Raw genomic sequence first — 25,749 nt, 5'->3', positions numbered from 1 at the left:
CTGTTCACCGAGCCGACGAGCGAGCGCTCGGATTGTGGGCGAGGGTGGGCATTTCGCCGGTCTGCAGCCGGGCTCGGGCTCGATAGAGGGCGGTGAACATGGCCGCGCCGGTCAGCAGATCGGGCAGCGGGGTCCGCGCCCGCATCGTTACTTCGGTGCCCAGATCGCGCGGCGCGTCGCGAAAGCCGAGATCGACTTCGAGGCCTTGGGCGGAGGCGCTGTCCTCGTCGTCGGAGCCGATGAACCGGAAGTGCCCGTCCTCCTCGCGCAGGGTGGTCTTCCAGGTCGTGCGCCCGTCGGTGCCGGCGAGCAAGGTCCACTCGTAGGTCGACGGTTCGGTCGACCTGACCTCGGCGACATCGCCGAGCACTTCGGAGAGGTTCGCCGCGTCACGCCAGAACCGCTCGACTTCGGCTCGCGGGCGCGCGATGGTCACGGTTTGGCTGCTCGAATAGCTGCTCGCCGACTCGACCAGCCGCCCCACGAGGTCACTCAGCAAATGTTTGGTGTCATCGATGTAGTGCATGGGGCCTCCTGTTGCTCTCCGTAGTCGCCAGACACTTCGACGCGCACGAGAAGCACCGTGCCCTGCGGGTCAGCGGCACCAACCGTCGGTCGCACAGGAAGCGGAGCAAGTACTGCTGCGCATGCCCTATGCGGTCTCGAAGCGGCTACCCGCCGCCGGGCTCACCAAACCGGATTCGCCGTTCTCGCTCGAGTGCGACAAGGTCAGCGGCGGTTCGGAGCTCGCCTTCCTCAGCTATCGGTCGCGACCGGGGTTGTGCTCGGCGACCGGCCTCTGCGCTGCCGCAGCAGACCCGATCAGATCATCTCGATCGGCCGATCTCGGCCTTCTTCGCCGCCAGTCGCACGGCGAATTCGGGGGAGTCGAGCGAGGCCACCTGCGGCACGATCTCGGCGTCGACCGCGTCGGCGTGGGCGTCGAGATTCGCGGTGCGGCGCATGGTGCGCTTGGTGGTGATGAGCAGGTCGCGCGGTGCGTCGGCTGCGGCCGCGGCGAACTCGACCGCTGCGGCGAGCAGCGCGTCGTGATCGCCGTCGATCACCCGGTGGGCCAATCCGGCGTCGAGGGCGGCCCCGGCGTCGAGGATCTCCCCGAACAGTGTCATCGCGGCGGCCCGTTGCGGCCCGATGGCGCGTTGCAGCATCCAGGTCATCCCGCCGCCGGGGTGAATGCCGAGCCGCAGGAACCGCGCGTCGAACCGCGCGCGGGGACCGGCGATCCGCACGTCGGCGGCCAGGGCCAAGTTGAGTCCCGCGCCGACCGCGGCGCCGCCGACCGCTGCGATGGTCGGCAGTGCGCACCGCGCGACCGCCAGGAAGCCTTCGTAGATCACCCGCAGGCCTTGTTCACGGGCCTCGCCGAGCGCGCTGAGATCCGCGCCCGCGCAGAACGCGGGCGGGGTTCCGGTGACGACCACCGCGTGCACGCCGGTATCATGCTCTGCCTCGGCCACCGCGGCGGCCAGTTGTCCGGACAGTTCCGGTGTCAACGCGTTCCGCCGATCCGGATCGTGCACCGTGATGACCGCGACCTTGTCCCGCCGCTCTCTGCTGATCTCCGCCATGACCGGATCGTAGGCGCCCGCGACCGGTCGGCGGCCACGAGCGTGAGGATCGCCGCTTTCGAATCGCGCCGAAGACAATCATGGACACGAAATTGCCTGTGCTCAACGATCGCTGCACTGCGACGCGTCGGTGCGTTGCCGATAGCGAGGAGAGTATGAGCGTGAAAGCGCGGAGCAGGTTCGGGGTCGGCGCGATAGTCGCGGCAACGGTGGCAATGCTGCTGACCGCATGCGGCGGTGGGGAGGTCCGCACGTCCGGCGGCGTGCCGGTCCTGCGTTATCAAGGCTGGGCCTCGCAAGTCGTCATTCCGGAACTCGCGGAGAATCTCGGCTTCTTCGAAGGCAAAGTGAAGCTCGAGTGGCAAGGCAATACCATCAGCGGCCCGCAGGACATCCAATCGGCGGCGACCGGTCAGGTCGACTTCGGCGGTGCGTTCGGGGGCGCGGTGGCCAAGCTGGCGCAGGGCGGCGCGCCGATTACGGCCGTGGTGAACTATTACGGGTCCGACGAGAAGACGTTCACCGGGTTCTACGTTCCCGAGAACAGCCCGATCAAGACTCCGAAAGATTTGCTGGACAAGAAGATCGGAGTGAATACACTGGGTGGTCAGTCCGAGGCGGATATCCACACGGCGTTGAAGAAGATCGGTTTCGACGACCAGCAGATCAAGTCGGTTCAGCTGGTGGTGTTACCTCCGCCGAATACCGAGGACGCCGTTCGGCGCGGGCAGGTCGACGTCGCCGCCCTGAGCGGGCAGTTCCAGCAGCGGGCGATCGCGAACGGTGGACTCCGTCCGGTATTCACCGACTACGAGGAATTCGGCCCGTTCAACGGCGGTCAGTACGTTTTCCGCAACGACTTCATCGCCAAGAACCCCGAGAGTGTCCGGGCCTTCGTCGACGGGGTGGCCAAAGCCATCGAATGGCAGAAAACGACCCCGCGTGATCAGGTCATCGCGAAGTTCACCGAAATCATCGAGAAGCGAAAGCGATCGGGGGAGGACGCCTCGTCGGTGAAGTACTGGTTGTCGGTCGGAGTGCCCGCGGCCGACGGCGTCATCACCGACGCAGATTTCCTGCGCTGGGAGGCTTGGCTGCGGGATACCGGCGCGATCACCGGTTCATTCGATCCGACGAAGTTCTACACCAACGAGTACAACCCGTACGCACCGAAATAGCGCGCAAGACAGATCAGGCTCCGCGGTGCCGCGAGAGCCTGATCTTTCCGGCTTACGACGGGGGCGCCTCGGTGAGCGACAGGCTGTTCCCGTCCGGATCCAGCACGACGACGTGGCGCACGCCGTTGCCGTAGTCTCCACCGAATCGTGGCCGATGCCGTGCGCGACAAGACGGGCCAGGATGTGGTCGAGGTCGACCACGCCGAGCGTGATCATGGCCGAGGGTCATCCGATTCGGTCAGTGGAACAAGCGGGCACCATTGCGTGTTGACATCAGTGCCGCTACAGTTGGTGCGAATCCATCTTGTGGATGTAGGTGACAGTTCCCTCCCGCAAGAGTCCCCCTTCGCCACGGCGGTCTCCCATGCCGTGACACGGCACCCGCTCGGACCGGATGGATCCGGTCGGGCCACACGTCGGCGCGTACAGCGCACGTCATTCCCAGCAGGCGGCAGCGACGGCGATGCGCCGCATCCGCGAACCCACACTCAGGAGAAAAACAATGCAGGACAATACAATTCGCAGAAAAGATGAAGAGACCGGGACGACCTCGGTCACCGGCATCCTGGACATCACCGACAACCACGCCGCGCTGCACGTCGACGGCTATCTGCCCGGACCGCGCGACGCTCATGTGCCTGCGCGCTCGATCCGTGAGCACGGCCTTCGCCGCGGCGATATCGTCACCGGCACAGTGGGATCCAAGCGTGAAGGCGTGAAACTCGCACCGCTGATCGGAGTCGACAGTATCAACGGCCTGCCTCCGGGCAATGCGGGGTCGCGACCGCATTTCGCCGACTTGGTGCCCCTTTATCCACAGGACCGCCTGCGGCTGGAAACCGAGCCGCACGAGCTGACCACACGCGTCACCGATCTGGTCATGCCGATCGGCAAGGGGCAGCGCGCGTTGGTCGTCGCACCGCCGAAGGCGGGCAAAACGTCCGTGCTGCAATCGATCGCGCACGGCATCGCCAAGAATCATCCCGAATGCCGGCTGATGCTGGTACTCGTCGGGGAACGCCCGGAGGAGGTGACCGACCTGTCCCGCGCGGTGCCTGCCGAGGTCGCCGCCGCGACCTTCGACCAGCACGCCCGCGAACATATCGCGCTCGCCGAATTGGCCATCGAGCACGCCAAACGCCTCGTCGAAATGGGTCGCGACGTGGTCGTGCTGTTGGACTCGCTGACCCGGCTGGCCCGCGCCTACAACCTGGCAGCCGCCGGGTCCGGCCGCATCCTCTCCGGTGGCGTCGACGCCGGGGCGCTCGCGCCACCGAAGAGATTCCTCGGCGCCGCTCGCAATATCGAGAACGGCGGTTCACTCACCATCATCGCCACCGCCCTGGCCGAGACCGGCTCGCTGGCCGACACGGTGATCTTCGAGGAGTACAAGGGCACCGGAAACGCCGAACTGAAGCTCGATCGGCACCTGGCCGACCGCCGCCTGTTCCCCGCGATCGACATCGACCGATCGAGCACCCGCAAAGAGGAGCTGTTACTCACCCCCGATGAGCTCGCCGCCACTCGATCCCTGCGGAAGACCCTGTCGGGCCGCGATCCGCAACAAGCGCTCGAATTACTACTGACCGGCCTGAGGCAGACCGAAACCAACACCGAATTCCTGGCCCAGATCCGCAACGCAGGCTGAGACGGCGTCCGGCTCGGCAGGACATTCCGCACCGCAACGGCTTCGCCACTGCGTTCGGCGTGGCGGCGCGGTTTCCAACCTTCGGCGGCGGTGCGCAGGGCGGCCAGCCAGGCTTCCAGACCGGCGCCGAGGAAGTAGGTGGAGGTCGGCACGTCCGCTTCGACTCGGGCTCCGGTCCAGTTCTCTTCGGTGCGCACGAGAGGTTGAATACCCTTCTGGCGCACTGACTCGGCATCAGTCGGGTAGGGATGTTCGACGCCCACCGGGGCGCCGAACACCTCTCACGTCTCGAACAGCGATTGCCCGAGATAGCCGCCCGCGGACGCGACTCCGGGCGGGATCACGAAGACCGCGGAACCGATCGGCGTCGTCCACACATTGAGCGCGTCGAATTCCGCGAGCCTGCGCTGCACCGGAACGAACTGCGCGTCCACGTCACGCTGATAGGCGGCGAACAACAGGCCCGAGTTGGAGATACCGCCCGGCGTGGGCACGTCGTCGTAGTTGTAACCGCGACGCAGGAAACGTTCGCCATCGTGCGTGTGATGAGCCCGAGCGATGTGCGACGACGGGGGGATGACCGGTATCCCGTTCGCGTCGACGGCCGTGAAGTCCGGTTCGTCGAACTCGTCTGTTCCGGTCAGCGGAGCGCCGGCGGCGACGGTGCGGCCGATGGTGAGTTCCCTTTCCTCTCGGTCGATTTGGTCCCAGGTATCCAGGGTCATCGCGATTCGCCGCAGCACGCAGGAGGTGCCGCCGCCCAGCCAGGGCTGGGTCGCGCCGTCATCCCACACCAGACGGGCGAACTCCGGTGTGCCGGGAACGAGGTTCACCGTGCCGTCGACCTGGCCCATCAGGTTGCGCGGTGTCCTCCCTGGCGCGGCATCACGGAATCCACGCTGCACCCAGCGCACGGTAACCAGCGAGGACACGCTCCGGCACAGCACGCGCACCGCGTGCGACACCGTGGTCGCCTCGTCGGCACACACTTGCAGGAGCAGGTCGCCGCCGGTCCAGGCGGCTTCGAGCCGGTCGATGGCGAACGGGGGCAACGGCCGCAGCCAGGACGGCCTGCGATGTTCGAGGCCGGCCGCCGGGAACACCGCGGGCCCGAAACCCACCGTGATGGTGAGCCGCGCCGGACGCTGCGCGAGTTCGGGTTCGGTGTCCGCGAGGGCGGGTCGCCCCTGAGTGAGCCGGGCGGCGTCACCGGTCCATATCTTCAGCAGTCCGACGAGGTCGTCGCGCCGGACCCCCGACCGCAGATCGAATGCGACGAACGCCGCGTGCGCTTGCGGCGGGGTGTCGATCCCGGCTTGTTGCGGTCCGTAGAACGGCACCGTCGCGTCCCACGGTGACGGAGCGGGTTCCCGCCGTCCGACCCGGGCGGCGGCGCCGAGCCCGGCACCGGCGACGCCGGCCGCGGCGACGCCGCCGCCCAGCAGGCGCCGCCGGTTGATCCGTGCGGGTCGCGGTCCGTTCCGCTCAGCCACCGTGCGCGGGGGTCTGCGTGCCGGCATGTGAGCCCGCGTGATCGGGCACGTAATTCTCCTGGTTGCCCGCGAAGTCGCGTACCTGGGCGGTGAATGTCGTACTCGAGCCGTCGTCGAAGGTCAGTGTGAGCGACGTCTCCGATCCTGTGCGCAGTGGTCCGTGCAGGTCCATGAACATGATGTGGTCGCCGCCTGGCCGCAACGGGGTGCGGCCGTGCGCGGGGATGACGAAACCACCGCGCTTGGGTCGCATCGCCTTCGTCCCGTTCGCGTCGGTGACCACTTCGTGCAGTTCGATCCGGCCGGAGGCGGGACTGGTGGCCGAGACGATGGTGCGGGGGGTGTCGCCGCTGTTGAGCAGGTCGCCGAACGCGGCCGACATCCCGCTGTCGGCCGCCTTGACCCACTGGTCGGAAATCGTCACGGCATCGGCTGCCGCGACGGTGTCCGCCTTGTCGGCCGACGAGCACGAGGTCAGGAGAAGGGGCAGTGCCGCGGCGGCGATCGCACCCCGCAGGAGGTGAGCGATGCGCGGTGGCGTGCAGGTGTTGACAGACATGAGAACTCCGGAAGTTGTGCGATGTGGGGTAGTGCGCGCCGACCAAAGCGTTGGCATCGATCGATCTGTCGGTGGACCTGTCGGTCCGTGTCCGGGTGCTGTCGGTCGGTGCGGTGGGCTCGTCGCGATGTAGCCGAATCGTCCGTAGCCGGGCGTTCGCTCGAACGCCACGAGCCGCACGGCGGTATTGCCGAAACAAACCGCGGCTCAACGAATCCGGTGGCAAGGCGATTCCTCGGCACTTCGCCGCGCCAGGAACTGCCCGTGGCATTCGAGGTCGCGGAAAAGGTCGAGAACCGCATGGGTCGGTGTCCATCCGATTCGCGTCGCAGGCGGCGGTCGACCGATAGCCCAGCGCGGCAGGCGGTGAGCCCGCGATACGCGCCGGCGCGAGGAAGGGGTCAGAACCGGAGTGGTGGACCGCGCAGACCGGAGCCCGAACCGAGCAGCAGGCGCCGTGGGCGGGGCAGCGTCCGGCCGAGGGCGAACGAGCCGATTCGGATCGGTGCGCTGGGCCCGTGGGCGAGCACGCGCACCGTATGCCGCATGTCGGAAACCGCGTGCAGCACCGCCTGTTCGGCGGCGCGGATGAGCAACGCGCCGAGCGGAACGGCCGCCAGATGCGTGCCGAGCATGGCCGGGGTGGTGCCCGGGTGGTGGTGATGGCCGGCCGACAGGGTGGAAGCGAAGTGCGCGACGGCTTGCCCGACCGCCAGCGTCGCCATGATCTCGCCCGGTCCGTGCCGGTGGGGCCGCGCACCGGCCAGTACGCCCACCGCCGCGCACACGGCGATCAGCAGGGTGATCGGTGCGGCGCCGGGAGACAGCGCGCCGCCGCCGAGCGCGTGCGCGGCGATGCTCACCGCCCCGGCCGCGGATCCGACGAACGCGCCGCGCAACCGCGCCGCCACTACCGTCGGATTACGCACCGGCTCATACTACTTCCTGTCGTAGCGGTTGCCGGCACCGGATCGAGGTGCTGCCCGGCCGTCGAGTCGGTCTCGACCCTTACTGTCCGGTCATGCGGAAAGGAGTCGAATCGGTCTGGGACGCAGCATCTCTGTCACCGATCGAAGACGACGGCATTCCCGATCCGGTCCGGCAGCGGTCCACGCGGGAAGCCGTTGCCGCGGCCGCTCGCTCAGATCGTGAGGGCCGCGTGGACGAGATTGTGGTCGGAGACCCCGCCGACGTCGTCGACCGACGCCGCCGTGACGGTCGCGCCGTGCACCACCACGTGATCGATGTGCTGCGACTTCGCGCCCGAATCGCGCGGGCGGGTCGGGAGCGCACCGGCGACGCATTCGGCGACCACGAAGTCGTCGCCCAATCCGGCGGCGACGGAGGCGCGGTCGGTGTTGAAGTCGCCCAGCAGTACCGCGGCGTTCTCCGGTGCGCCGGTGACGAGCTCGGCCAGGCGGGCGAGTTGGTCCGTGCGCCGGCGGTCACCGGTCACGTGGGTGGCGATCACGATCAGCCCGCCCGCGTCGACGACGAGGGCGCCTTTGCCGCGATCCTGGGTGAAGGATTCGGCGGTGACTTCTCGGCTCGGCTCGGCGGTGAGGACGACGAGATACTCGCCGCCGTCGAGTAGGGAGCTGGGCACGCGCCGCGGTGTCGGCAGCCGCTGATACCGCATCGCGTGGAACGTCCGATCCGGCAGCGCCATTCGCAGGCTGGCCAATTGATCGCCGCTGACCTCTTGCAACGCGATGATCTGCTCGGTGCGTTCGGCCACCCGCGCGGTCACCGCCGCGATCCGCGCGCCCTCGTCCGGCCATCGGGTGGCGACGTCCTCGTACCAGTTCTCGGCGTGCACGCGATGCAGAACGTTCCAAGTGGCCACCGTGATCACCTTCGCGATGGTATGCGACCCGGATGGAACAGGTTGCGGCGCGGCTGCGCCGATCCTCCGTGCGCTCAGCCCGTGCCCTGGATGTCGATGCCCTGCTGGAGCGAGGCCACCGCGCGATCGAGGATGCGGTACAGGGCCGAAATCGAATGGTCCGTACCCATCATCCAGTGATCGAGGCCGACGCCGAAGGCCGCGAAACAGGCCGCGGCCGTGAGCTGCGGCCGGAGATCGCCGGCGCAGAGCCCGGCGCGGGCGGCGAAATTCAGCGCCATCGCGCGCTGGCGCCCCAGCGCGCCGATGAAGTTCTCCCGGCGCAATTCCGGGTTGCCGACCAGTAGCTGCCTGGCCCGGCGTGCGGTGTCCGCTTGGCGGTGGCGTGCCGGGGCGTCCCGCTCGTCGAGCAAGAAGTCGCTCAGCGCGGCGCGCAGCGCGGTCAGCACCGATTCGCTCGCCGGGCGCTGGTCCACGGCGGCGAGCAACTGCGCCATCAGATCTTCCTCATGGCTGAAGACCACCGCGAGCTTCGACGGGAAGTGGCGGTGGAAGGTGCGCCGGGAGACCTGTGCCGCGTCGGCGATCTGCTGCACGGTGGTCTGTTCGAACCCGTGCAGTTCGAAAAGCCGCAGCGCCGCCTCGACCAGTTCTCGACGCACCCGCGTCTTCTCGCGTTCGCGTGGACCGTTCACGACCGTCATGTCCGCAGTCTCTCTTCGCGATGGTTCCGACGTTGGTGTCTCAAAGTGACACTTTACCGTTGGCCGGGCTACAGTGTCTCTTTGAGACACCACGCAGATGATCGAGAGGTGGCGCCCATGTCGGTGCGACGCGCAGGAATTACCGCGGCCATGGCGGCACTGCTGTGCGTGGGGCCGCAGGTGGGCTCAGCGGTGGCCGATCCCGCCGGGCCGGGCGCGGCGCCGGGTACGGTCGCCACCGATGCGCCCCTGCCCGGACAGCTCCGGATCGAGGGGGCAGCCACGGCCCGGCGCCTGACGTATTGGACACGGACCTCCGACGAGCAGCCCGCGCTTTCCAGCGGCGCGGTCTTCGTGCCCGAGGGCACGCCACCGAGCGGTGGCTGGCCGGTGCTTTCCTGGGAGCACGGGACCGTCGGTCTCGCCGACGAATGCGCGCCTTCCACCGCGGGGCGCAGCAAACGCGATCTGGACTACCTGGCGACCTGGCTGCGCCAGGGCTACGCCGTCGTCGCGACCGACTACATCGGTCTGGGCACCCCGGGACCGCACGCGTACCTGGACGGACGTGCCGAGGCGCACGCGGCGATCGATATGGTGCGCGCGGCGCGCGCCGTCGACGATTCGCTGTCGTCGAAATGGGTGGCGATCGGGCAGTCGCAAGGCGGCGGCGCCGCGGTGTTCACCGCGTCACTGGCCACGAAATACGCTCCGGACCTCGACTACCGCGGCGCCGTCGCCACCGGCCCGGCCTCCAACATCGTCGATGCCGCTTCGTTCCTCGGACCCGATGTGCCTGCGATCGGCAACGCGCACCTCACCGCCTACATCGCGTATGTGATGAACGGTTTGAAGGCGGCGCGACCAAGCTTCGATCTGGACGGCTATCTCAGCCCGATCGGCAAGCAACTGGCGACGGCCGCGGAGTCACTGTGCTTCCAGCCGCTCGCCGATCGCGCGCAGGGAATCTCGGTCGGCCAGTTGTTCTCCCGCCCGCTAGCCGACGGTGATTTCGCCGCCACGGCCCGCCCGGTCATGGATGTGCCCCTGACGGGATACGACCGGCCGATGTTCATCGGACAGGGCACCAACGACACCGATGTCCCCGCCCCGCTGACCGCGAAGCTGGTCATCGATCTGCAATCGCACGGCGTCCGGCCCGATGTCCACGTGTATCCGGGCAAGGATCACAGCGCCACGATGGCCGCTTCGTTGCCCGACAGCATTCCCTTCGTCGCGGGCCTGTTCGCCTGAGTTCAAGCCCGCGCGGCCGTGGGCTCGAGTTCGGCGGTGTCCTGCAGCGGCTCGGTGGGTTTGCGGACCGGAATGCCCAGCGCGACCAGTGCGGCGAGCGCGGAGACGCCGCACCCGATCAGCAGTCCGGTGCGGAAGCCTGCCTCGGTGGGGATGGTGTGTCCGGCGAGGCCGGTGCTCATCTGCGCGAGAACGACTCCGACGACCGCGGCCGACACCGTGGTCCCGATCGAGCGCATCAAGGTGTTGAAGCTGTTGGCCGACGCGGTTTCCGACAGCGGGACCGCGCCCATGATGAGCGCGGGCATCGAGCCGTAGGCGAGGCCGACGCCACCGCTGCATACGCAGGTCACGACGAGCAGACCCCAGGTCGATCCCAGCAGCAGCACCGACGAGCCGTACCCGAGGGCGATGACGATGCTGCCCACGATGAGCGTCACCTTGGGGCCGCGCGCGGCCGAAAGCCGAGCGCCCAGCGGGGAGACCGCCATCATCACCAGCCCGGCGGGGGCCATCCACAATCCCATCGCCAGCATGGACTGCCCGAGGCCGTAACCGGTGACCACCGGCAGTTGCAGCAGTTGCGGGATGATCAACGACTGCGCGTACATGGCGAACCCGACCACGACCGAGGCGGCGTTGGTCAGCAGCACCTGCTTGCGCGCGGTCACTCGCAGATCCACCAGGGGATCGGCGGTTCGTAGTTCCCACCAACCCCAGACCGCCAGTATCAGGATCCCGGCCGCGAACAGGCCGAGGGTGGTTCCGCTGGTCCAGCCCCAGTCGGCGCCCTTGGACACCGCGAGCAACAGGCAGACCAGCGCGGTGCCGAGGCCGAGTGCGCCGAGCACGTCGAAGGCGCCGCCTCCGCGCGCCGGGATGGCGGGCACCAGCAGCCAGATCAGCGTGGCCACGCCCGCGCTCAGCACGGCCGAGCCCCAGAACAGCACGCGCCAGCTGGCGTTCTCGGCGACCGCCGCGGCGATCGGAAGCCCCAGCGCGCCACCGATCCCCATCGATGCGCTCATCACCGCGATGGACGTGCCGAGCCGCTCGGTGGGCAGGACGTCCCGCAACGCGCTGATGCCGAGCGGCACCACGCCCATGCCGATGCCCTGCAGGCCGCGCCCGGCGATCATCGGCACGACCGAGCTCGCCATCGCGCAGACCAGCGATCCGCCGATCAGCGGAACCGTGCACACCAGCAGCATGCGCCGCTTGCCGTAGAGATCGCCGAGCCGGCCGGTGATCGGCGTGGCCACCGCACCGGCGAGCAGTGTCGCAGTGATCACCCAGGAGGCGTTGGACGGCGTGGTGCCCAGGATCCGGGGGAGGTCCCCGATCAGGGGCACCACCAAGGTTTGCATCAAGGCGGCGACGATGCCCGCCGCCGCGAGTACGCCGACGATGCCCTCGGACCGAACTGCCGATGGTGCTGCCACGCGGATCTCCCTCTCTCGTCAATGTTTGTGCACAGTACATATGAATTGCATTATGCACAAGAGTTGTAATATGCAAATGTGCTGGTCCGACCGGGTAGGTGTGGTATAGGTGCGGAGATGAGCCCGTGGCGGCGGATATCGGCAGGAGCGTTGTGTGGACAAGCCCGTATCTTCGGTGGAGTTCGAAACCATGCTGCTGGGGCGGCACAGCCTCAGCGCCAAGGCCCGCCGGGGCACCGGCCACCTCGACCGCAGCGCCTATACGGTGCTGAGCAGGCTGCGAGTGCAGGGCCCGATGTCGGTGGGTGAGCTCAGCGATGCCTTCGGCCTGGACACCTCCACGCTGCACCGGCAGACAACCGTTATGCGCGCAGCAGGCCTCGTCGAACGCATTCCGGATCCGGACGGCGGCATGGCGCGCAAGTTCCGCCTCACCGCCGAGGGCGGGCGCCGGCTCGACGCCGAACGCACCTACAACGTCCGCGCGCTCGAGAGCGTGCTGTCAGACTGGAGCCCCGAGGACGTCGCCGCGTTCGCCGGATTCCTGAAGCGGTTCAACACCGACATCGAACGCGTCGACAAGCGTCCGTGGCCCCGGCCGTGATCGCGTGCCCGCACCGTCGCGGACGCACACGAAATCTCCACAAATGGCGCCGGTTCTCTCCACAACCGGTGGCTAGGGTTCGGTGCATGGAACACAGCGCACCGGCGCGCCCCGCACGGCGGATCCTGGTCGTGGACGACGAGATCACCATCGCCGAATCCGTCGCGGCACGCCTGCGGGCGGAGGGGTTCACTGTCGAGCTGGCCCATGACGGCCCCTCGGCCGTCGCCGCCGCCGAGGCCGTCGACCCCGACTTGGTGGTGCTCGACGTCATGTTGCCGGGATTCGACGGGCTGGAGGTATGTCGTCGCATTCAGTCGCGCCGCCCGGTGCCCGTGCTCATGCTGACCGCTCGTGCCGACGAAACCGACCAGCTCGTCGGATTGGGCGTCGGGGCGGACGACTATCTGACGAAACCGTTTTCGCTGCGCGTGCTCGCCGCGCGGGTGCACGCGCTGCTGCGCCGGATGGAGCGGGCGGCCGACCGTGACGGTGCGACGATACTGGTCGGTGACCTCCGCATCGACGTCGATCAGCGCCGGGTCTGGCGCGCGGAGGTGGAGGCGCTGCTCACGCCGCTGGAGTTCGATCTGCTCGCCCGGTTGGCCCGTCGCCCGCGTGTGGTGCTCGCTCGGGAGCGACTGCTCGAAGACGTCTGGGACTGGTCCGACGCGGCGGGCACCCGCGCGGTCGACAGTCACATCAAGGCGTTGCGCCGCAAACTCGGCGCCGACCTGATCCGCACCGTACGCGGCGTCGGATACGCCCTGGAGGCCCGATGAGCGCCGGTCCGGAGAACGCGCCGCGAATGCGGGAGAGTATGTCCGGCAGGGTTTCCCGCGAGTGGGGCCGGGTGAGCGACCAGGTGGCCGAACTGTTGCCGCGGCCGCTGGACCCGGTGAAGTCGATCAAGCTGAAGCTCGCGATCCTCATGCTGTGTTCCGGTGGTGTCGCGTTCGGGTTCTTCCGATTCAAGATCGGGTGGCTGCCCCCGCGCACCACGCTCACCGCGGTGGTGATCGCGTTGGTCACCTCGCAGTTCCTCGCCCACGGCATCACCAGGCCGCTGCGGGAGATGACCGCGGCGGCCAAGCGGATGGCCCACGGCGACTACACCTTGCGGGTACGGGCCAGTTCGCGCGACGAAGTCGGGCAACTGGCCGAGGCGTTCAACCAGATGGCCGCCGACCTGGCGGCGGCCGACCAGCAACGCCGCGATCTCATCGCGAACGTCTCGCACGAATTGCGCACTCCGATCACGGCTTTGAACGCGGTACTGGAGAACCTGGTCGACGGCGTCTCCCAGCCCGACCCGGCGACCCTGCGCACCGCGCTGGCCCAGACCGAACGGCTGACGCTGCTCGTCTCGGAATTGCTCGACCTCTCCAGCATCGAAGCGGGCGCCTTCCCGCTCGATCGCGAGAATCTGCCGATCGCGCCGTTGCTGGCCGACGTCGTCGCCGAAGCGGAGGTCATGACCGCCGCGCTCGGACGCGGCGTGCGCTTCCGCACCGACGTGCTGCCCGGTACCGCCCGCGTGTACGCCGACCGCGCGCGCCTGCATCAGGTGCTGCTCAACCTGCTCGACAACGCCGCGCGGCACGGGCCCGCCGGCGGGGAAGTCCGCCTGGCCGTGCGCGCATCGCAGGGCGAGGTCGTGATCGACGTCGAGGACGACGGCCCCGGCATTCCACCCGCCGAACGCGCCCAGGTGTTCGACCGGTTCACCAGGGGCGGCCGCACCGCGGGCGGGGGCACCGGACTGGGCCTGGCCATCTCTCGCTGGGTGGTCGACCTGCACGGCGGAACCATCGCGGTCGCCGACCCCGGCTCCCGCATCCGGGTGGTTCTGCCCGAGCGCTGATCAGCCGCACCACCCGACCCGGACCGCAGGTGCGGACCCGGGGTGATATCGCACGCCTATCGAAGGAACGAACCATGCCTCTGGAACCCGAATCAGCGTCGGCGTCCGACCCGGTGTCATCGGGGCCGGCCGATGAGCTGCCTCCCGGTCCGCCGACTGAATCCGCGCCCCCCGCAACCGATTCCAGTGAAGTGCCCGCTACGCCCGCTGCTGCGGCATCGGTGTGGGCGCCACCGGGGCGCTCGGGGGCCGCGGTCGCCGAGGTGCGTGCCGGGACCGGCGGTCGACCGGTGGCCGGGCCCATCTTCCCACCACGCCCGTCCAAGTGGCGCCGGGTCGCTTGCCCTCCCGGCGTAGCGCTCGCCGCGCTCGTCTCCGGATCGGCTGCCGCCGTCCTGATCCACTGGGACCGGCCAGGCATCGGGTGGCTGCTCGCGGCCGGTATCGCCGCGACGGCGGTGTTCCTCGTCGACCGCAATGCCCGCAGGCGCACGGCGAGTACGACGAGTGATGGTGCGGGTGAGACGAAGTCCGAGCGACAGACGGTCGGCGCCGGTTTTCCTCGGCGCAACGCGGGGCGGCTGTGGTGGGCGACGCTCGCGCTCGTCCTGCTCGCGGTGGGGGCCGTCCGCGCCGCGGGCTGGCTGTTCGCCTTGTGTGTGATCGCGGCATGCCTCGCCGGTTCGCTGGCGGTGGTCGGACGCCGCTCGGCGAACGGCATCCTCTACGACACTTTCGCTGTCGGGCTCGAGGCGGTCGCCGCCGTGCCGTGGGCATATACCGGTACCGCCCGCGTGCGTGGCGGGAACGCGCCACGTGCGTGGCGGCTCGGGCTGTCGGTAGCGGTGACCGTCGCGTTGCTCGCGGTGTTCGTTCCGCTGCTCGGCAGCGCCGACGCCATGTTCGCGGCGTTGCTCGAGACCGTGACGCCGGACGTGGACCTGCCGTCGGTGCTGCGGTGGCTCGTGCTGTTCGCGGTGGCCGGTCTCGGCGCGCTCGGCGCGCTGTTCTTGCTGGCCGGCCCCCCGCCGCCCGCCACAGCGGCCGTGGGCGGGCGGACCTTGCGCCGGTCGGAATGGGCGCTGCCGGTCGGCGCGCTCGCGATCCTGTTCGCGGCGTTCGTCGCGACCCAATTCGTCGTGCTCTTCGGTGGCGACGATCACGTCCAGGAGACCTCGGGCCTGACCTACGCCGAATACGCGCGCACCGGGTTCTGGCAGCTGTCGGCCGTCACCGTGCTGACCCTCGCGGTGCTCACGGTCGTGCTGCGCTGGGCGGCCCAGGACACGGCTACCGACCGATGGTGGCTGCGCGGGCTGCTGGCGGCGGTGAGCGTGCTCGCGCTGGTGATCGTCGCCTCGGCGCTCGGCCGGATGTGGACCTACCAGCAGGCCTACGGGTTCACGGTGCTGCGCCTGCTGGTGGAAGCCTGCGAACTGTGGCTCGGCTGTGTCTACGTGCTGGTGCTGGTCGCGGTTTTGCGGCTACGCCGGGCGTGGTTGCCGCGCGCCGTGCTGGGCACCGCGATGGCGACGCTGCTGGCGCTGGCCGTCCTGGACCCGGAGCGGTTGATCGCCGAGAAGAACATCGATCGGTGGCAGCGGGGTGAAACGCTGGACACCGAATACCTGGTCACCCTCTCGCCGGACATCCTGCCCGCGACCGATCGGCTCCCCGAGCCGCTGCGCGCGCAGGTGCGTACCGGGCTGCGGGCAGACCTCGACGGGGACGCCTGGCAGAGCTGGAATCTGTCCCGGGCGAGAGCGCGGTGAACTCAGATGCAATACACTTGTATTATCGCTGATCGTGGGTTATAACTGGCCTGAGTGGGCACTGTTGTCGCTGGTGGGGATCGACCCTCGCGAAGTGCTGCAAGTGCTCACGGGCACCCGTCGATGGCCTCGGCGGGCGCGTGGCCGGAACCAGCTCGCGGTCCTGACGGTATGGGGCCGGACCGAGACGGGCCGGCCGCTGATCGTCGCTGTCCGCCGCACCGAAGGCTGGCAGTGGGACATCCTGGGCGCGGTCGAGATGACCGAAGCCCAGGTGGCCGAACTCGAGCGTTGGGAGCACGCCGATGACTGACTATCCGACGAACCCCGAGGACGTCCGGGACTTCCTGTCCGGTCTGGAATACACCGACGCGCCCGTCGACCCGGCCGAGCTGCCCCCGCCGCTACGCGCCGAGGACATGGTCACCGTCACCACGTCGCTACGCATCCCGCTGGATCTGCATCAGCGCGTCAAGAAGGCCGCCGAGCAGCGCAACGTGACCATGTCCGCACTCATACGCGACTGGATCGAACTGGAGCTGGCCGCCCTGGAGAACGACCAGCCCATTTCGCGCGCCGACGCACTGCGGGCTCTGGCCGCCCTGCATCCTCTGCGACAGTCGGCGTGAGTTTCCGCCGCGACGGCGTCACCGGTCGTCGCGGGTGAGGATCCGGTCGAAGTGGGTGGCGAACTCGTCGGGTGCGCTGCGGTAGCCGACGTGGTCGCCCGCGAAATCCGAGTAGAGCGACCTTTCGTCAGACCGATGGCCTCAGGACGGTTCGGGCTGTGTGATCCCGTGCAGCGCCCGGCGCACCGCGTCGGCCGGGTCGGCCGCGGCCGTCATCGCCGCCACCGGTCGCCCGTTCGCGTCGCGAATCTCCCATCCGCTCAACGCGATCACCGGAATCCCGCCGCGCCGCCGGGCGAGCGCGACCTCTGACAGCGTGCCCCACGAGCCGCCGATGACGATGACGGCGTCCGCCGACTCGACCAGGATCGCGTTGCGCGCCTCGCCCATATTGGTGAACAGCACCGCCGACAAGCCGGGACACACCGCGCCTCGGTCGGTATCCGGACGCACACCGATCACGAGCCCACCGGCCTCGGCGCAACCGGCGGCGACCGCGGCCATCACGCCGGCGCCGCCACCGCACAGCACGGTCACCCCCGCTTGCGCCAAGAGCCCGCCGACCGTGCGCGCCCACTGCGCTTCCTGCTGCGTGCACTCCCTCGGCCCGCAGACCGCGACCTGCCGCACCGGCGTCACCTTCCTGTCCTCACCCCGCGGGCCGTGGTGCCACGATCGGTTCCAGGCGCTCGCGCAACGCCATCGCGTCGCGGGGCGCCCGCACCTTGGCGTCGTTGTCGAAATAGGTGTAGACGTCGCACGATTTCGCCCACGAGGCGATCTTCTCCGCCCACATGTCCAAGCCCTCGTCGGTGTATCCGCTGACGTAGAGCTCGTCGTGCCCGTGCAACCGGATGTAGACGAAGTCGGCGGTGACTTCTTCGAGCAGCGGATACTTGCCCGCGGCGTCGGCGACGACGAGGGCCACGTTGTGGCGGGTGAGCAGGTCGGTGAACGCCGGGGTCACGAAGCTGTCGTGCCGGATCTCCAGCGCATGTCGCATCGGCCGGTCGGCGTCGGTGCTCGTGTGCGCGGGGTCGACGCGGTGATCGTGGCGCCGCGCGATCTCGGCGGCCTGCTCGGTGCTGCGGGGGAGCCGGGACAAGAAGGCGTCCAGCACGTCGGCGTCGAAGCGGAAGGTGGGCGGCAGTTGCCAGAGAATCGGTCCCAGCTCGGGCCCGAGCGCCAGCGGACCGGAGGCGAGGAAATTGGCCAGCAGCTCGTCACCGTCGCGCAGCCGCTTCATGTGCGTGATGAAACGGCTGCCCTTCACCGCGAACACGAAATCGTCCGGAGTCTGCTCCGCCCACCTCTGGTAGCTGGACGGGCGCTGCAACGAATAGAACGAGCCGTTGATCTCGACGCTGTCGAGTCGCTCCGACAAATAGGCCAATTCGCGCTTGTGCGCGAGACCCTGAGGGTAGAACGTCCCGCGCCACGGCGGGTAGACCCAGCCCGACGTACCGACCCTGATCCGGCCCATCCCTCCATGGTGGCAAATTCGCTACGCCGATGTGTTCTTCGCCGTCACCTTTCCGACCAGCCAGGCCATCGCCAGCGCCGCCAGGAACGACAGGAGCGATGCGCTCATCCACGCCTGCCCGGTGAAGTGCAGAGCCTGCCGGGCCTGGTCCCAGAATTCCGTCCACACACCGGCGTCGCCGGGGTTGACCAGTTGATACACCGCGAACCCGGTCAGCCACGCGGCCACCATGCCCCAGCGCGCGGGCGCGTCCGGTGCGGTGTTCCACTCGCGATGGGCACGCAAGAAGAAGTCGGCGACGAGCACGCCGAGCAGCGGCACGAACACCGACCCGATCAGTCCGAGGAAGCCGAAGTAGTTCGCCATGTTCAACCGCAGGGCCAGGATCGTGATCAGGGCGCCGAGGCCGATCGAGAGCACCCTGCGGTCGACGCGCGGTGCGAGATTCTGGATCGACACGGCGGTGGAATAGACATTGGCGAAGGACTGATCCGCCTCGCGCAACACGAAGACGAAGAAGAACAGCGCGCCGAGGCCGACGTGCAGGAACGGTGCGTACGGTCCGCCTTCGCCGGTCGCGAGCGCCAGCGCGAACAGGCCGAGGACGTAGGCGATGATCTGGGTGAGCGCGTACGCGCCGCCGGCCGCGCCGAACGCCGAGCGGCCGGAGCGGGCATGACGGGTGTAGTCGGCGGCGACCGGCACCCACGAGATGGAGACGGCCAAGGCGGCATCGGTGGCAACCCAGAAGAGGTTCCAGTCGACGCCGAACGGCCCGCTCCCGCTCGGGCCCGGGTTCGCCCGTAGATCGGGCAGACCGGCGCGGAAGAACTGCAGATAGAACCAGACAAGGGCGATCACGACGCCTGCGGTCACGAATCTGCGTAGCAGCCGCACCGAGCCGAGCGGCCAGATCGTGAGAACCGTCGTGAGTGTGCCCGCGACCACCACGTAGAGCCAGTGCGGGCCGCCGCCGAACAGTTCCTCGGCCGCGTCACCGATGACGATCAGCTCGAACGTTCCCCAGCCGATCAATTGAGCGATATTGAGCGCGGTGGGCAGATAGCTGAGCTTCGCGCCGAACAGCCCGCGCAGCAGGACCATAGCGGGTTGACCCGTGCGCGCGCCTGTCAGCGCCGCGGCGCCGAGCATCGCCGCGCCGACCAGGGTGCCCAGCACGGTCGCCAGGATTCCGGCCGCGATCGAAAGCTGCGCGGCTCCCTCGGCGTTCGGCGCGAGCACCGTGTACGCGCCGGAGAACGCGAAGAGGCTGACGCCGAGATTGGCCCAGAACGCGCTCTGGTCCCAGAACGAGAGCACTTTCGGTGCGGGCTGGTCGAGGGTCAGCGGGGCTTCGTGCGCCGCGTTCGCGCGGGTCGACGACGACATGACGGAAACGCTCTCCCTACGCCGGCATTACCCGGACAGGTTCATGCGGTCGGCGACGCGTGCGGTTCGCCCTCTCAGCCCGGCCTTGCCCGAGCTCCCGCGATGGGGTGATTCCGGCGAATAGTACACCCGCGCCAGTTTCCGTAGCGGGAAAGAAGACCGCGGCCCTTCCGCCGGACTTCGCACCGAGCCCGGCGGTTCAGCCCATGAGCAACGAGGCGGCGAACCAGGCGAGCACGACCAGCACCGCACCGACCAGCGCGCCGGGGAACAACGCTCGCCCCTGCCGGGCCGCCATACCCGAGAGCAACACCCCCACGGCGAATCCCACGATCCCACCGCCGACCATGATCCATACGCCCGCGCTGGTGTCGACCCGGCACTCCGGCTTGGACGCGCAGATGCCGCCCGCCATCAGGAACCACGGCGCGAGGACCGTCGACATCGCGGCCAGCGTCGCGGGCAGAAACCACAACAGCGCACTGACGACGAGATCCGCCGTGCGGGGTGGTGCGACCGCGTGGGTCTCGGGCTCGCGCGTCGGATAGCCGGAGGGGGTCGTGCCGTGGGACACCTGATTCAGGTAACCGTGCATCGTGTCTCGCTATCGCTTGTCGGTGGAGTCGACCGGGCCGATGGAAGTTATACACCAGCCCCTTGCGCCACCGAAGTGCTTGTGTTCCCGAAGATGTGGACGTGTGGCAGGCCCGCCGACCTCGGCCGGACACGGCTCGTCCGTCCAGCGGTCGGCAGCGAATGCCCAGCATCACAGCGGGGTTCGGAAGCGCGCACGGCGTGGACGGTCGGTCGCGGCGAGCGGGGGCGGTAGGCGATCGGCGCGCGAGTTCGAATCCGGCTGGCGCCCGGCAACATAACCGCATCGCCGCAGGCCGCCCGCTACTACCGATGCCCGTACTCTACCTACGCGACCATCCTATGTGTCGATCCGTTGCGCGGTAGAGACGACGCGGCGCCTCGGTGCACCGCACGGACCGAACGACGACGGCGTCGCGACGGTCCGCGCCGAGCTCGTCTCGCCCGCGCTCGCCGAAGACGCTTCTACTGTGGGAGTCACGCGTTGACCACGCCCCGAGACCTCGACCCGACGACGACCAACGCCGGCGCCCATCATGGTTCGCCCATCGACCACGAGGTCGAGCGTGTATCGCTGTACTCCCCGGAGTTCGCCGCCGATCCGCATCGCGCCTATCGCGACATGCGCGCCCGCTACGGTTCGATGGCGCCGGTCGAGCTGGCGCCGGGTGTGCCCGCGATGTTGGTGCTCAGCTATCACACCGCCGTGCGAATCATGCACGACCCGCAGCACTTTCCCGCCGACCCTCGCACCTGGCAGGCGAACGTACCCGCCGACTGCCCGGTGCTGCCGGTGCTGGAGTGGCGCCCCAATGCGATGCGCAGCGTGGGCGAAGAACACGCGCGCTACCGGCAGGTCAATACCGCGAGCATCAATGCCGTCGACCTGCACGCCTTGCACGACACGGTGGAGCGGAGCGCGACCGGGCTGATCAACGCCTTCTGCGCGGCGGGCAGCGCCGATCTGGTGTCCGAGTACGCTCTTCCGCTGGCATTCGAGGTGGTGAACGCGATGCTGGGCTGCCCGCCGGAGATCGGGCGTGAGGTCGCCGCCGCGACCGCCGCCGTGTTCGACGGGGTGGACGCCGAAGCGGGCAACCGCATGCTCGGCACCGCGCTGCTGCGGCTGATCGAACTCAAGCGCGCCGAGCCGGGCCGCGACATCACCACGCGACTGTTGCAGCATCCGGCCGGTTTGGACGAAGCGGAGGTGATCCACCAGCTCGTCGTGCTCTACGGGGCGGGCATCGAACCGCTGCAGAACCTGATCGTCAACACCCTGGTGCTGATCCTCACCGACGACCGGTTCGGCGGGGACGTCCTCGGCGGGAGCTTGGCCACCCGGGACGCGCTGGACGAGGTGTTGTTCACCGACCCGCCGATGGCCAACTTCTCGGTCACCTACCCTCGTCAGCCGATCCTGATCGACGACGTCTGGCTGCCGGCCCATCAGCCGGTCGTCATCAGCTTCGCTGCCTGCAACAACGATCCGGCGGTCAGCGGACGCAATCACAGCGGCAACCGGTCGCACCTGGCGTGGGGCGCCGGACCGCACGCCTGCCCCGCTCGTAGCCCGGCCTATCTGATCGCCCAAGACGCGGTGGACCAGTTGCTGGACGCGTTGCCGGAACTGCGACCCGCGATGCCGGTGCACCAATTGACCTGGCGGCCAGGGCCTTTTCACCGCGCCTTGGCGGCGCTGCCGGTCGTCTTTCCCGCGACACCGCCCTGGCAACCCTGAGGCCGGGAATCCGGTCAGGACGGGACTGCCGCCGCGAGCCGGGCGAGGTTCGCCGGTCGCGCGAAGGTGTCGGCGAAGGCGTCGGCGAGCGCCGGCTCGTGCTGGGCGGCGAGCATCATCTCCCGCATGGCGGGCGGCGGATCGAGCACCGTCGCCGTCCACCGCGCGGCGGGGTGCGCGACGGACGTCAGCCACGGCTCGGCCGCCCACTGCATCCATGCGCGGTCGTAGGGACCCTCCGAGTCGTGCAGGATCGCCTCGCTGTAGCGGATCGCGCAGTGCACGGCGTTGTTGGCGCCTTGCGCGCCGCCCGGATCCATCCGGCAGACGACGTCGCCTCCGCCCAGCACCGGCAGGCCCGACGGCAGGGTGCCCACCGGACGGCGCATCACCGGCGTCACCGCGCCGACCAGTGTCGCCCCGGCATCGGTCGGTTCGGCGTGCCGGTAGCGTTCGGCGAGTTCGGCGGGCAGGTGCGCCCGCAACAGTTCCCTGGCTCGCTCCCACCGCTGCGCGGGCGTGCCGTGCTGGTCGAACACGTCCAGCGCGCCGCCCGGCCGCGCCTCGAAAAGCAATATCTCGCAGCGGCGTTCCTGCCCCGGCTGCCCGGTCAGGCCGGGATAGGAGATCACTTCACCGTGCTCGGGCAGCGCGGTGTATGAGCCGAGGCCCTCCGGGTCCGGCTCGACACCGTCCAGGTACAGCACCGCGAGCCGCCGCAGCGGCCCGGCGGCCACCGGCCACGCCGGATCGGCATCGAAACAGCCGGCGAGCTCGTGACCGGCACGGGTCACCACGGTGAGGTCGTAGCCGGCGCAGGCGCGGTCGAGCTCCGGCACCGAGGGCTCGGCGATACGCAGGTCACCGCCCTCGGCCAGGAACTCGCCGAGCCAGCGCGCGAACACCGTCCGTTGATCGACGCTCTGCGCGGGCCGGGTGAATCGTCCGGCCCAGGTGACCACCGTCGTGCGCTCGACGACCATGGTGAACCTGATGCCCTCGATGTGCGGCGCCGTCGAACGCCAGAAGCCCAGGCCCAGGTCCGACTCGAGATCGAGCGTCGGCGGGAACTTGACCTGGGTGCTGGTGACGGTGCCGGCGAGGACCGCCTCGGCGTCCCGATCGGTCACCAGCGTGACAGGACGGCCGCCGCGCAGCAGACGATGGGCGAGGGGCAACCCGCATTCGCCCGCCCCGAGTACCAGTATCTGTCCCACCGTAGTGTCCTTCCGGTCCTGCGATCGACTGTCCGACAGCGCAATCGTCCGCGTATAGGTGGGCTCGGCACATCGGTAGAGACCGCGAACTCCCGGCCGCGGATCCGGCTACGCTGCCCTCTTGTGTCGGTAGGACGAGTGTCGGGTTCGGGGCTCCCACCCGCGGCCGGCGGTGATTTCGTCGGACGCGAACGTGAGCTGGAAAAGATCGGGATGGCGTTGCTGGGCGAAACGCGCTTGGTCACGCTGATCGGCGCGGGTGGCATCGGCAAGACCCGGCTGGCGACCGAGGCCGCGCACCGGTTCCACAAGGCGCGCCGCGTGCCGGTGCACTGGGTTCGGCTGGCGTTGCTGTCCCGCGACGCCGACGCGGCGGCGGTCGAGGAGCAGGTCGCACGCTCGCTGATCGATGCCGATTTCTCCGGACGCTCGGCATGGGAGGCGGTGCTCGACACGCTGCGCCGCCGTGACGCGGTCGGGCGCACCTTGCAGACGATCCTGGTGATGGACAACTGCGAACACGTCCTGGACGGTGCGGGTCAGGTGATCGCGGATCTGCTGGAGGCGGCGCCGGGGCTCACCGTGCTGGCCACCAGCCGCGAGGCGATCGGATGGGTCGATGAGCAGTTGGTGCCGGTGCCCGCGCTGTCCCGGGAACAGGCGCTGGCCCTGTTCCGGGCACGCGCAGGTCTGACCGGGCACACCCTCGCCGACGACGAGACCGCGCTGGCCGTGGCGGTCTGCCGGCACGTGCACAACCATCCGCTCTACATCCGGTTGGCGGCCGCGCGGTTGATGCGCGAACCGTTGCGGAAGATCTTGGGTGACCTCAGTGGGGAGGCGAGCGACCGGCGGTTGCGCTGGTCGCACGGTCCTCGGGTCGGTGCGGACGCGCGGCACCGGGGCATTCGCGATGTCATCGCCTGGTCCTACGAACTGTGCCGGGACGAAGAGCGGCTGCTGTTCGACCGGCTGTCGGTGTTCGCGGCCGGTTACGACGTCGACCACGAGGGCATCGGCGCGGCGGAGCCGGAGGTGGGCGCGGAGTTGGAGGCGATCGAGGAGGTCTGCGCCGACGACGATCCGGGCGGCTTGGCGCGTGCGGAGATCGAAGGTCTGCTCGAACGGTTGGCCGACCAGTCGCTGGTGTCGGTGCATCTGACCGCGACAACGGTGCGGTATTCGCTGCTGGAGAGTTTCCGGGTGTTCGCCCAGCAGCGCTTGGCCGAACGCGGTGGCGAGCCGGCTCGGCTGGCGCGCAGGCACCGCCGCTACTACCGCGACAAGGTGCGGGCGGCGGCGGCCGGATGGTTCGGCCCGGATGAGCAGGATCTGCTGGATTGGGCGCGGGCGGCGTGGGACAACCTGCTGTCGGCCATGGCGGGCAGCCTCGACGCGCCGGAGGAGGCCGCGGTCGGTTTGGAGATCGCGGCCGGATTGATCGCCTTGCGCAGCCCCTTTTTCACCGGCTCGCTGCGCGAACCACGCCGGTGGGCCGAGCGCACGCTGGCCGCCAGCCGGGCCCTCGATCCGCAGCCGGTGTCGGTGCAGGTCGAGGCGATGGCTCTGATCGCGTGGATCGGTCTGTGCCAAGGCCTGCAGGAGGATGCCGCACGCGCGCTCGACGAATGCGTCGCGGTCTGCCTGCCGGATCCCGCGACCCGGGCGAGGTGGCGCGAGCAGCCCGACCGCGACCTCGATCTGCCCGCCCCGGTCGAATTCGCCAGAGGCGCCGAGCTGATGCTGGTGTACCGCGACGTGCGCTCGATCGCCGTGCTGGCCCGTGCACGGGAGAAGTTCGCCGCCAACGGCGCGCGTGGCGGCGCCGCGATGAGCGAGCTCTTCGAGGCGCTGGCGGCGGCCTTCTTCGGTACGCCCGCGCAAGCCTTGGAGATCTCCCGGCGGCATCTGGACCACGCGCAGCGCTCCGGGGCGCGCTGGGCGGCGTCCTGGGTCGGGCTGGCACGGGCGATCGCACTGACCAGACATGGCGACCCGGAAGAAGCCCTCACCGTGACGCATACGTCGCTGACCACTCAGCTGGAGCTGGGCGATCAGTGGGGCGTGGTGTGGGCGGTGCACATCCGCGCCTGGACGCTGGCACGCCTGATCCGCGACACCGACGGCGAGCGCTCCGACCGGGTGACCACTCGGGCCCGTGATGTCGCGCGGCTCACCGGAGGAGGCGCCACGCTGCGGGAACGAATCGGTGTGCAGATCGCCAATCTCGGTCCGTTCGCCACCGAGACCGAGCTCGCCGCCGATACCGCCCGAGTGGTGCTGGGCGAGACCGCCTTCGCGGAGGCCGAACGAGACGGCGGTCTCTTACGGCCGGAACTCGGCGAGGTGGCCCAGCTCGCGCTGGGGGTCCTGTCGCTGGACCGCCTACCCGTCGAGCATCCGGTCCGGCAACACCGTCCCTCGCCCTGGGAGGAATTGTCGGCGGCCGAACAGGAGGTGGCCGTGCTGGCGGCGGCGGGCTGGACCAACACCGCCATCGCCGCCCGGCGCGGCAGTTCCTTCAAGACCGTCGACGCCCAGATGGCCGCGATCCTGCAGAAACTGATGATCGGCTCGCGGGAGGACATTCGCGTCCTCGTGCCCGCCGATCGGCAGGCCCAGGTGACCGAGGAGGCCGCGCGCAAACCGCAGCGCGCCCGGCGCTGAGGAGATCACCGAACCGCACTGGGCCGAGGTATCGGTGGTGTGGCCGTCCGGTTTGCCCCGGTGACAGGCGACGGGC

Annotated in this window: 23 protein-coding genes, 1 pseudogene and 1 riboswitch; of the genes and pseudogenes, 11 read left to right on the top strand and 13 right to left on the bottom strand. The window is 69.3% G+C overall.

Features of this window, described 5'->3' with window-relative positions:
- Positions 1-4 precede the first annotated feature (4 nt).
- Both ACFU5M_RS20870 and ACFU5M_RS20865 read right to left on the bottom strand, forming a co-directional pair.
- Positions 5-526: a hypothetical protein gene (locus tag ACFU5M_RS20870; RefSeq protein ID WP_379051592.1), complete on the bottom strand. Its 522-nt coding sequence runs from the start codon at positions 524-526 to the stop codon at positions 5-7.
- A gap of 301 nt (positions 527-827) precedes the next feature.
- A complete protein-coding gene (locus ACFU5M_RS20865) occupies positions 828-1,589 on the bottom strand; it encodes an enoyl-CoA hydratase (RefSeq protein WP_379051590.1) in 762 nt (253 codons plus the stop codon).
- A 155-nt stretch (positions 1,590-1,744) separates the two neighbouring features.
- Here ACFU5M_RS20865 and ACFU5M_RS20860 point away from each other — a divergent pair, with 155 nt between their 5' ends.
- Together ACFU5M_RS20860 and ACFU5M_RS20855 are read left to right on the top strand one after the other, a co-directional pair.
- Entirely contained in the window at positions 1,745-2,767 is a 1,023-nt protein-coding gene (locus tag ACFU5M_RS20860; protein ID WP_379051588.1) for an ABC transporter substrate-binding protein, read from the top strand.
- Positions 2,768-3,233: 466 nt separating this feature from the next.
- Positions 3,234-4,415: pseudogene (locus ACFU5M_RS20855) on the top strand (transcription termination factor Rho, short form); the annotation flags it as partial.
- Positions 4,416-4,696: 281 nt separating this feature from the next.
- Here ACFU5M_RS20855 and ACFU5M_RS20850 read toward each other — a convergent pair.
- The 5 genes from ACFU5M_RS20850 to ACFU5M_RS20830 all read right to left on the bottom strand — a co-directional run bounded on the left by ACFU5M_RS20850 (position 4,697) and on the right by ACFU5M_RS20830 (position 9,017).
- On the bottom strand, positions 4,697-5,935 hold the full coding sequence (locus ACFU5M_RS20850; protein ID WP_379051586.1) for a Dyp-type peroxidase: 1,239 nt from the start codon (positions 5,933-5,935) through the stop codon (positions 4,697-4,699).
- Entirely contained in the window at positions 5,901-6,467 is a 567-nt protein-coding gene (locus tag ACFU5M_RS20845) for a copper chaperone PCu(A)C (RefSeq protein ID WP_379051584.1), read from the bottom strand. Before ACFU5M_RS20845 ends, ACFU5M_RS20850 begins: the two co-directional genes overlap by 35 nt.
- Positions 6,468-6,868: 401 nt before the next feature.
- The gene (locus ACFU5M_RS20840; protein WP_379051582.1) at positions 6,869-7,396 is read right to left on the bottom strand and encodes a hypothetical protein; all 528 of its coding nucleotides are present in this window, start codon (positions 7,394-7,396) and stop codon (positions 6,869-6,871) included.
- A gap of 212 nt (positions 7,397-7,608) precedes the next feature.
- On the bottom strand, positions 7,609-8,313 hold the full coding sequence (locus tag ACFU5M_RS20835; protein WP_379051579.1) for an endonuclease/exonuclease/phosphatase family protein: 705 nt from the start codon (positions 8,311-8,313) through the stop codon (positions 7,609-7,611).
- 74 nt (positions 8,314-8,387) lie between these two features.
- Positions 8,388-9,017 (bottom strand): TetR/AcrR family transcriptional regulator, encoded by a 630-nt coding sequence (locus ACFU5M_RS20830; RefSeq protein WP_379051577.1) that lies wholly within the window; start codon positions 9,015-9,017, stop codon positions 8,388-8,390.
- A gap of 123 nt (positions 9,018-9,140) precedes the next feature.
- Between ACFU5M_RS20830 and ACFU5M_RS20825 the strand changes: the two genes are divergently transcribed.
- Positions 9,141-10,271 carry a lipase family protein gene (locus ACFU5M_RS20825; RefSeq protein WP_379051645.1) on the top strand — a complete coding sequence of 377 codons (1,131 nt, stop codon included), beginning with the start codon at positions 9,141-9,143 and terminating at the stop codon, positions 10,269-10,271.
- A gap of 2 nt (positions 10,272-10,273) precedes the next feature.
- Here the strand turns inward: ACFU5M_RS20825 and ACFU5M_RS20820 are convergent, their stop codons facing one another.
- Complete coding sequence (locus ACFU5M_RS20820) at positions 10,274-11,713, bottom strand: MFS transporter (RefSeq protein WP_379051574.1); 1,440 nt, start codon at positions 11,711-11,713, stop codon at positions 10,274-10,276.
- 154 nt (positions 11,714-11,867) lie between these two features.
- Here ACFU5M_RS20820 and ACFU5M_RS20815 point away from each other — a divergent pair, with 154 nt between their 5' ends.
- The 6 genes from ACFU5M_RS20815 to ACFU5M_RS20790 all read left to right on the top strand — a co-directional run bounded on the left by ACFU5M_RS20815 (position 11,868) and on the right by ACFU5M_RS20790 (position 16,582).
- Positions 11,868-12,317: a MarR family winged helix-turn-helix transcriptional regulator gene (locus ACFU5M_RS20815; protein WP_379051572.1), complete on the top strand. Its 450-nt coding sequence runs from the start codon at positions 11,868-11,870 to the stop codon at positions 12,315-12,317.
- A gap of 86 nt (positions 12,318-12,403) precedes the next feature.
- Positions 12,404-13,099: a response regulator gene (locus ACFU5M_RS20810; RefSeq protein ID WP_379051570.1), complete on the top strand. Its 696-nt coding sequence runs from the start codon at positions 12,404-12,406 to the stop codon at positions 13,097-13,099.
- 38 nt (positions 13,100-13,137) lie between these two features.
- On the top strand, positions 13,138-14,181 hold the full coding sequence (locus ACFU5M_RS20805) for an ATP-binding protein (RefSeq protein ID WP_379051642.1): 1,044 nt from the start codon (positions 13,138-13,140) through the stop codon (positions 14,179-14,181).
- A 74-nt stretch (positions 14,182-14,255) separates the two neighbouring features.
- The gene (locus ACFU5M_RS20800; RefSeq protein WP_379051567.1) at positions 14,256-15,953 is read left to right on the top strand and encodes a DUF4153 domain-containing protein; all 1,698 of its coding nucleotides are present in this window, start codon (positions 14,256-14,258) and stop codon (positions 15,951-15,953) included.
- 34 nt (positions 15,954-15,987) lie between these two features.
- Positions 15,988-16,266 (top strand): hypothetical protein, encoded by a 279-nt coding sequence (locus tag ACFU5M_RS20795; RefSeq protein WP_379051565.1) that lies wholly within the window; start codon positions 15,988-15,990, stop codon positions 16,264-16,266.
- Positions 16,259-16,582 carry a CopG family transcriptional regulator gene (locus ACFU5M_RS20790; protein WP_379051563.1) on the top strand — a complete coding sequence of 108 codons (324 nt, stop codon included), beginning with the start codon at positions 16,259-16,261 and terminating at the stop codon, positions 16,580-16,582. The genes ACFU5M_RS20795 and ACFU5M_RS20790 overlap by 8 nt, the downstream gene beginning before the upstream one ends.
- A gap of 141 nt (positions 16,583-16,723) precedes the next feature.
- Here the strand turns inward: ACFU5M_RS20790 and ACFU5M_RS20785 are convergent, their stop codons facing one another.
- From ACFU5M_RS20785 to ACFU5M_RS20770, 4 genes are all read right to left on the bottom strand, one after another.
- Positions 16,724-17,221, bottom strand: coding sequence for an LOG family protein (locus ACFU5M_RS20785; RefSeq protein ID WP_379051561.1), 498 nt, complete (start codon positions 17,219-17,221; stop codon positions 16,724-16,726).
- Positions 17,222-17,231: 10 nt separating this feature from the next.
- Positions 17,232-18,065 carry a DUF72 domain-containing protein gene (locus ACFU5M_RS20780; RefSeq protein ID WP_379051558.1) on the bottom strand — a complete coding sequence of 278 codons (834 nt, stop codon included), beginning with the start codon at positions 18,063-18,065 and terminating at the stop codon, positions 17,232-17,234.
- Positions 18,066-18,086: 21 nt separating this feature from the next.
- Positions 18,087-19,454, bottom strand: coding sequence for a purine-cytosine permease family protein (locus ACFU5M_RS20775; RefSeq protein WP_379051554.1), 1,368 nt, complete (start codon positions 19,452-19,454; stop codon positions 18,087-18,089).
- A riboswitch (TPP riboswitch) is annotated at positions 19,451-19,565 on the bottom strand. (Overlaps the previous gene by 4 nt.)
- Before the next feature lie 88 nt (positions 19,566-19,653).
- Entirely contained in the window at positions 19,654-20,049 is a 396-nt protein-coding gene (locus tag ACFU5M_RS20770; RefSeq protein ID WP_379051552.1) for a hypothetical protein, read from the bottom strand.
- Between the two features lie 483 nt (positions 20,050-20,532).
- Between ACFU5M_RS20770 and ACFU5M_RS20765 the strand changes: the two genes are divergently transcribed.
- Positions 20,533-21,789 (top strand): cytochrome P450, encoded by a 1,257-nt coding sequence (locus tag ACFU5M_RS20765; protein WP_379051550.1) that lies wholly within the window; start codon positions 20,533-20,535, stop codon positions 21,787-21,789.
- Positions 21,790-21,803: 14 nt separating this feature from the next.
- Here the strand turns inward: ACFU5M_RS20765 and ACFU5M_RS20760 are convergent, their stop codons facing one another.
- Positions 21,804-23,006 (bottom strand): styrene monooxygenase/indole monooxygenase family protein, encoded by a 1,203-nt coding sequence (locus ACFU5M_RS20760; RefSeq protein WP_379051548.1) that lies wholly within the window; start codon positions 23,004-23,006, stop codon positions 21,804-21,806.
- Between the two features lie 123 nt (positions 23,007-23,129).
- Between ACFU5M_RS20760 and ACFU5M_RS20755 the strand changes: the two genes are divergently transcribed.
- Positions 23,130-25,673, top strand: coding sequence for an AAA family ATPase (locus ACFU5M_RS20755; RefSeq protein WP_379051546.1), 2,544 nt, complete (start codon positions 23,130-23,132; stop codon positions 25,671-25,673).
- The last annotated feature ends 76 nt before the right edge of the window (positions 25,674-25,749 follow it).

The organism is Nocardia sp. NPDC057455, from assembly GCF_042802775.1.
In the GTDB taxonomy this organism is placed as follows: domain Bacteria; phylum Actinomycetota; class Actinomycetes; order Mycobacteriales; family Mycobacteriaceae; genus Nocardia.
Note: the sequence above shows the minus strand (reverse complement) of the source record. Positions and strands in the feature narration are given on the sequence as shown.

Bases quoted from the DNA above. Each gene is read 5' to 3' on its own strand.
- ACFU5M_RS20870 (WP_379051592.1), bottom strand. From the start codon at position 526: ATGCACTACATCGATGACACCAAACATTTGCTGAGTGACCTCGTGGGG.
- ACFU5M_RS20865 (WP_379051590.1), bottom strand. From the start codon at position 1,589: ATGGCGGAGATCAGCAGAGAGCGGCGGGACAAGGTCGCGGTCATCACG.
- ACFU5M_RS20860 (WP_379051588.1), top strand. From the start codon at position 1,745: ATGAGCGTGAAAGCGCGGAGCAGGTTCGGGGTCGGCGCGATAGTCGCG.
- ACFU5M_RS20850 (WP_379051586.1), bottom strand. From the start codon at position 5,935: ATGCCGGCACGCAGACCCCCGCGCACGGTGGCTGAGCGGAACGGACCG.
- ACFU5M_RS20845 (WP_379051584.1), bottom strand. From the start codon at position 6,467: ATGTCTGTCAACACCTGCACGCCACCGCGCATCGCTCACCTCCTGCGG.
- ACFU5M_RS20830 (WP_379051577.1), bottom strand. From the start codon at position 9,017: ATGACGGTCGTGAACGGTCCACGCGAACGCGAGAAGACGCGGGTGCGT.
- ACFU5M_RS20810 (WP_379051570.1), top strand. From the start codon at position 12,404: ATGGAACACAGCGCACCGGCGCGCCCCGCACGGCGGATCCTGGTCGTG.
- ACFU5M_RS20805 (WP_379051642.1), top strand. From the start codon at position 13,138: ATGTCCGGCAGGGTTTCCCGCGAGTGGGGCCGGGTGAGCGACCAGGTG.
- ACFU5M_RS20800 (WP_379051567.1), top strand. From the start codon at position 14,256: ATGCCTCTGGAACCCGAATCAGCGTCGGCGTCCGACCCGGTGTCATCG.
- ACFU5M_RS20790 (WP_379051563.1), top strand. From the start codon at position 16,259: ATGACTGACTATCCGACGAACCCCGAGGACGTCCGGGACTTCCTGTCC.
- ACFU5M_RS20780 (WP_379051558.1), bottom strand. From the start codon at position 18,065: ATGGGCCGGATCAGGGTCGGTACGTCGGGCTGGGTCTACCCGCCGTGG.
- ACFU5M_RS20775 (WP_379051554.1), bottom strand. From the start codon at position 19,454: ATGTCGTCGTCGACCCGCGCGAACGCGGCGCACGAAGCCCCGCTGACC.
- ACFU5M_RS20770 (WP_379051552.1), bottom strand. From the start codon at position 20,049: ATGCACGGTTACCTGAATCAGGTGTCCCACGGCACGACCCCCTCCGGC.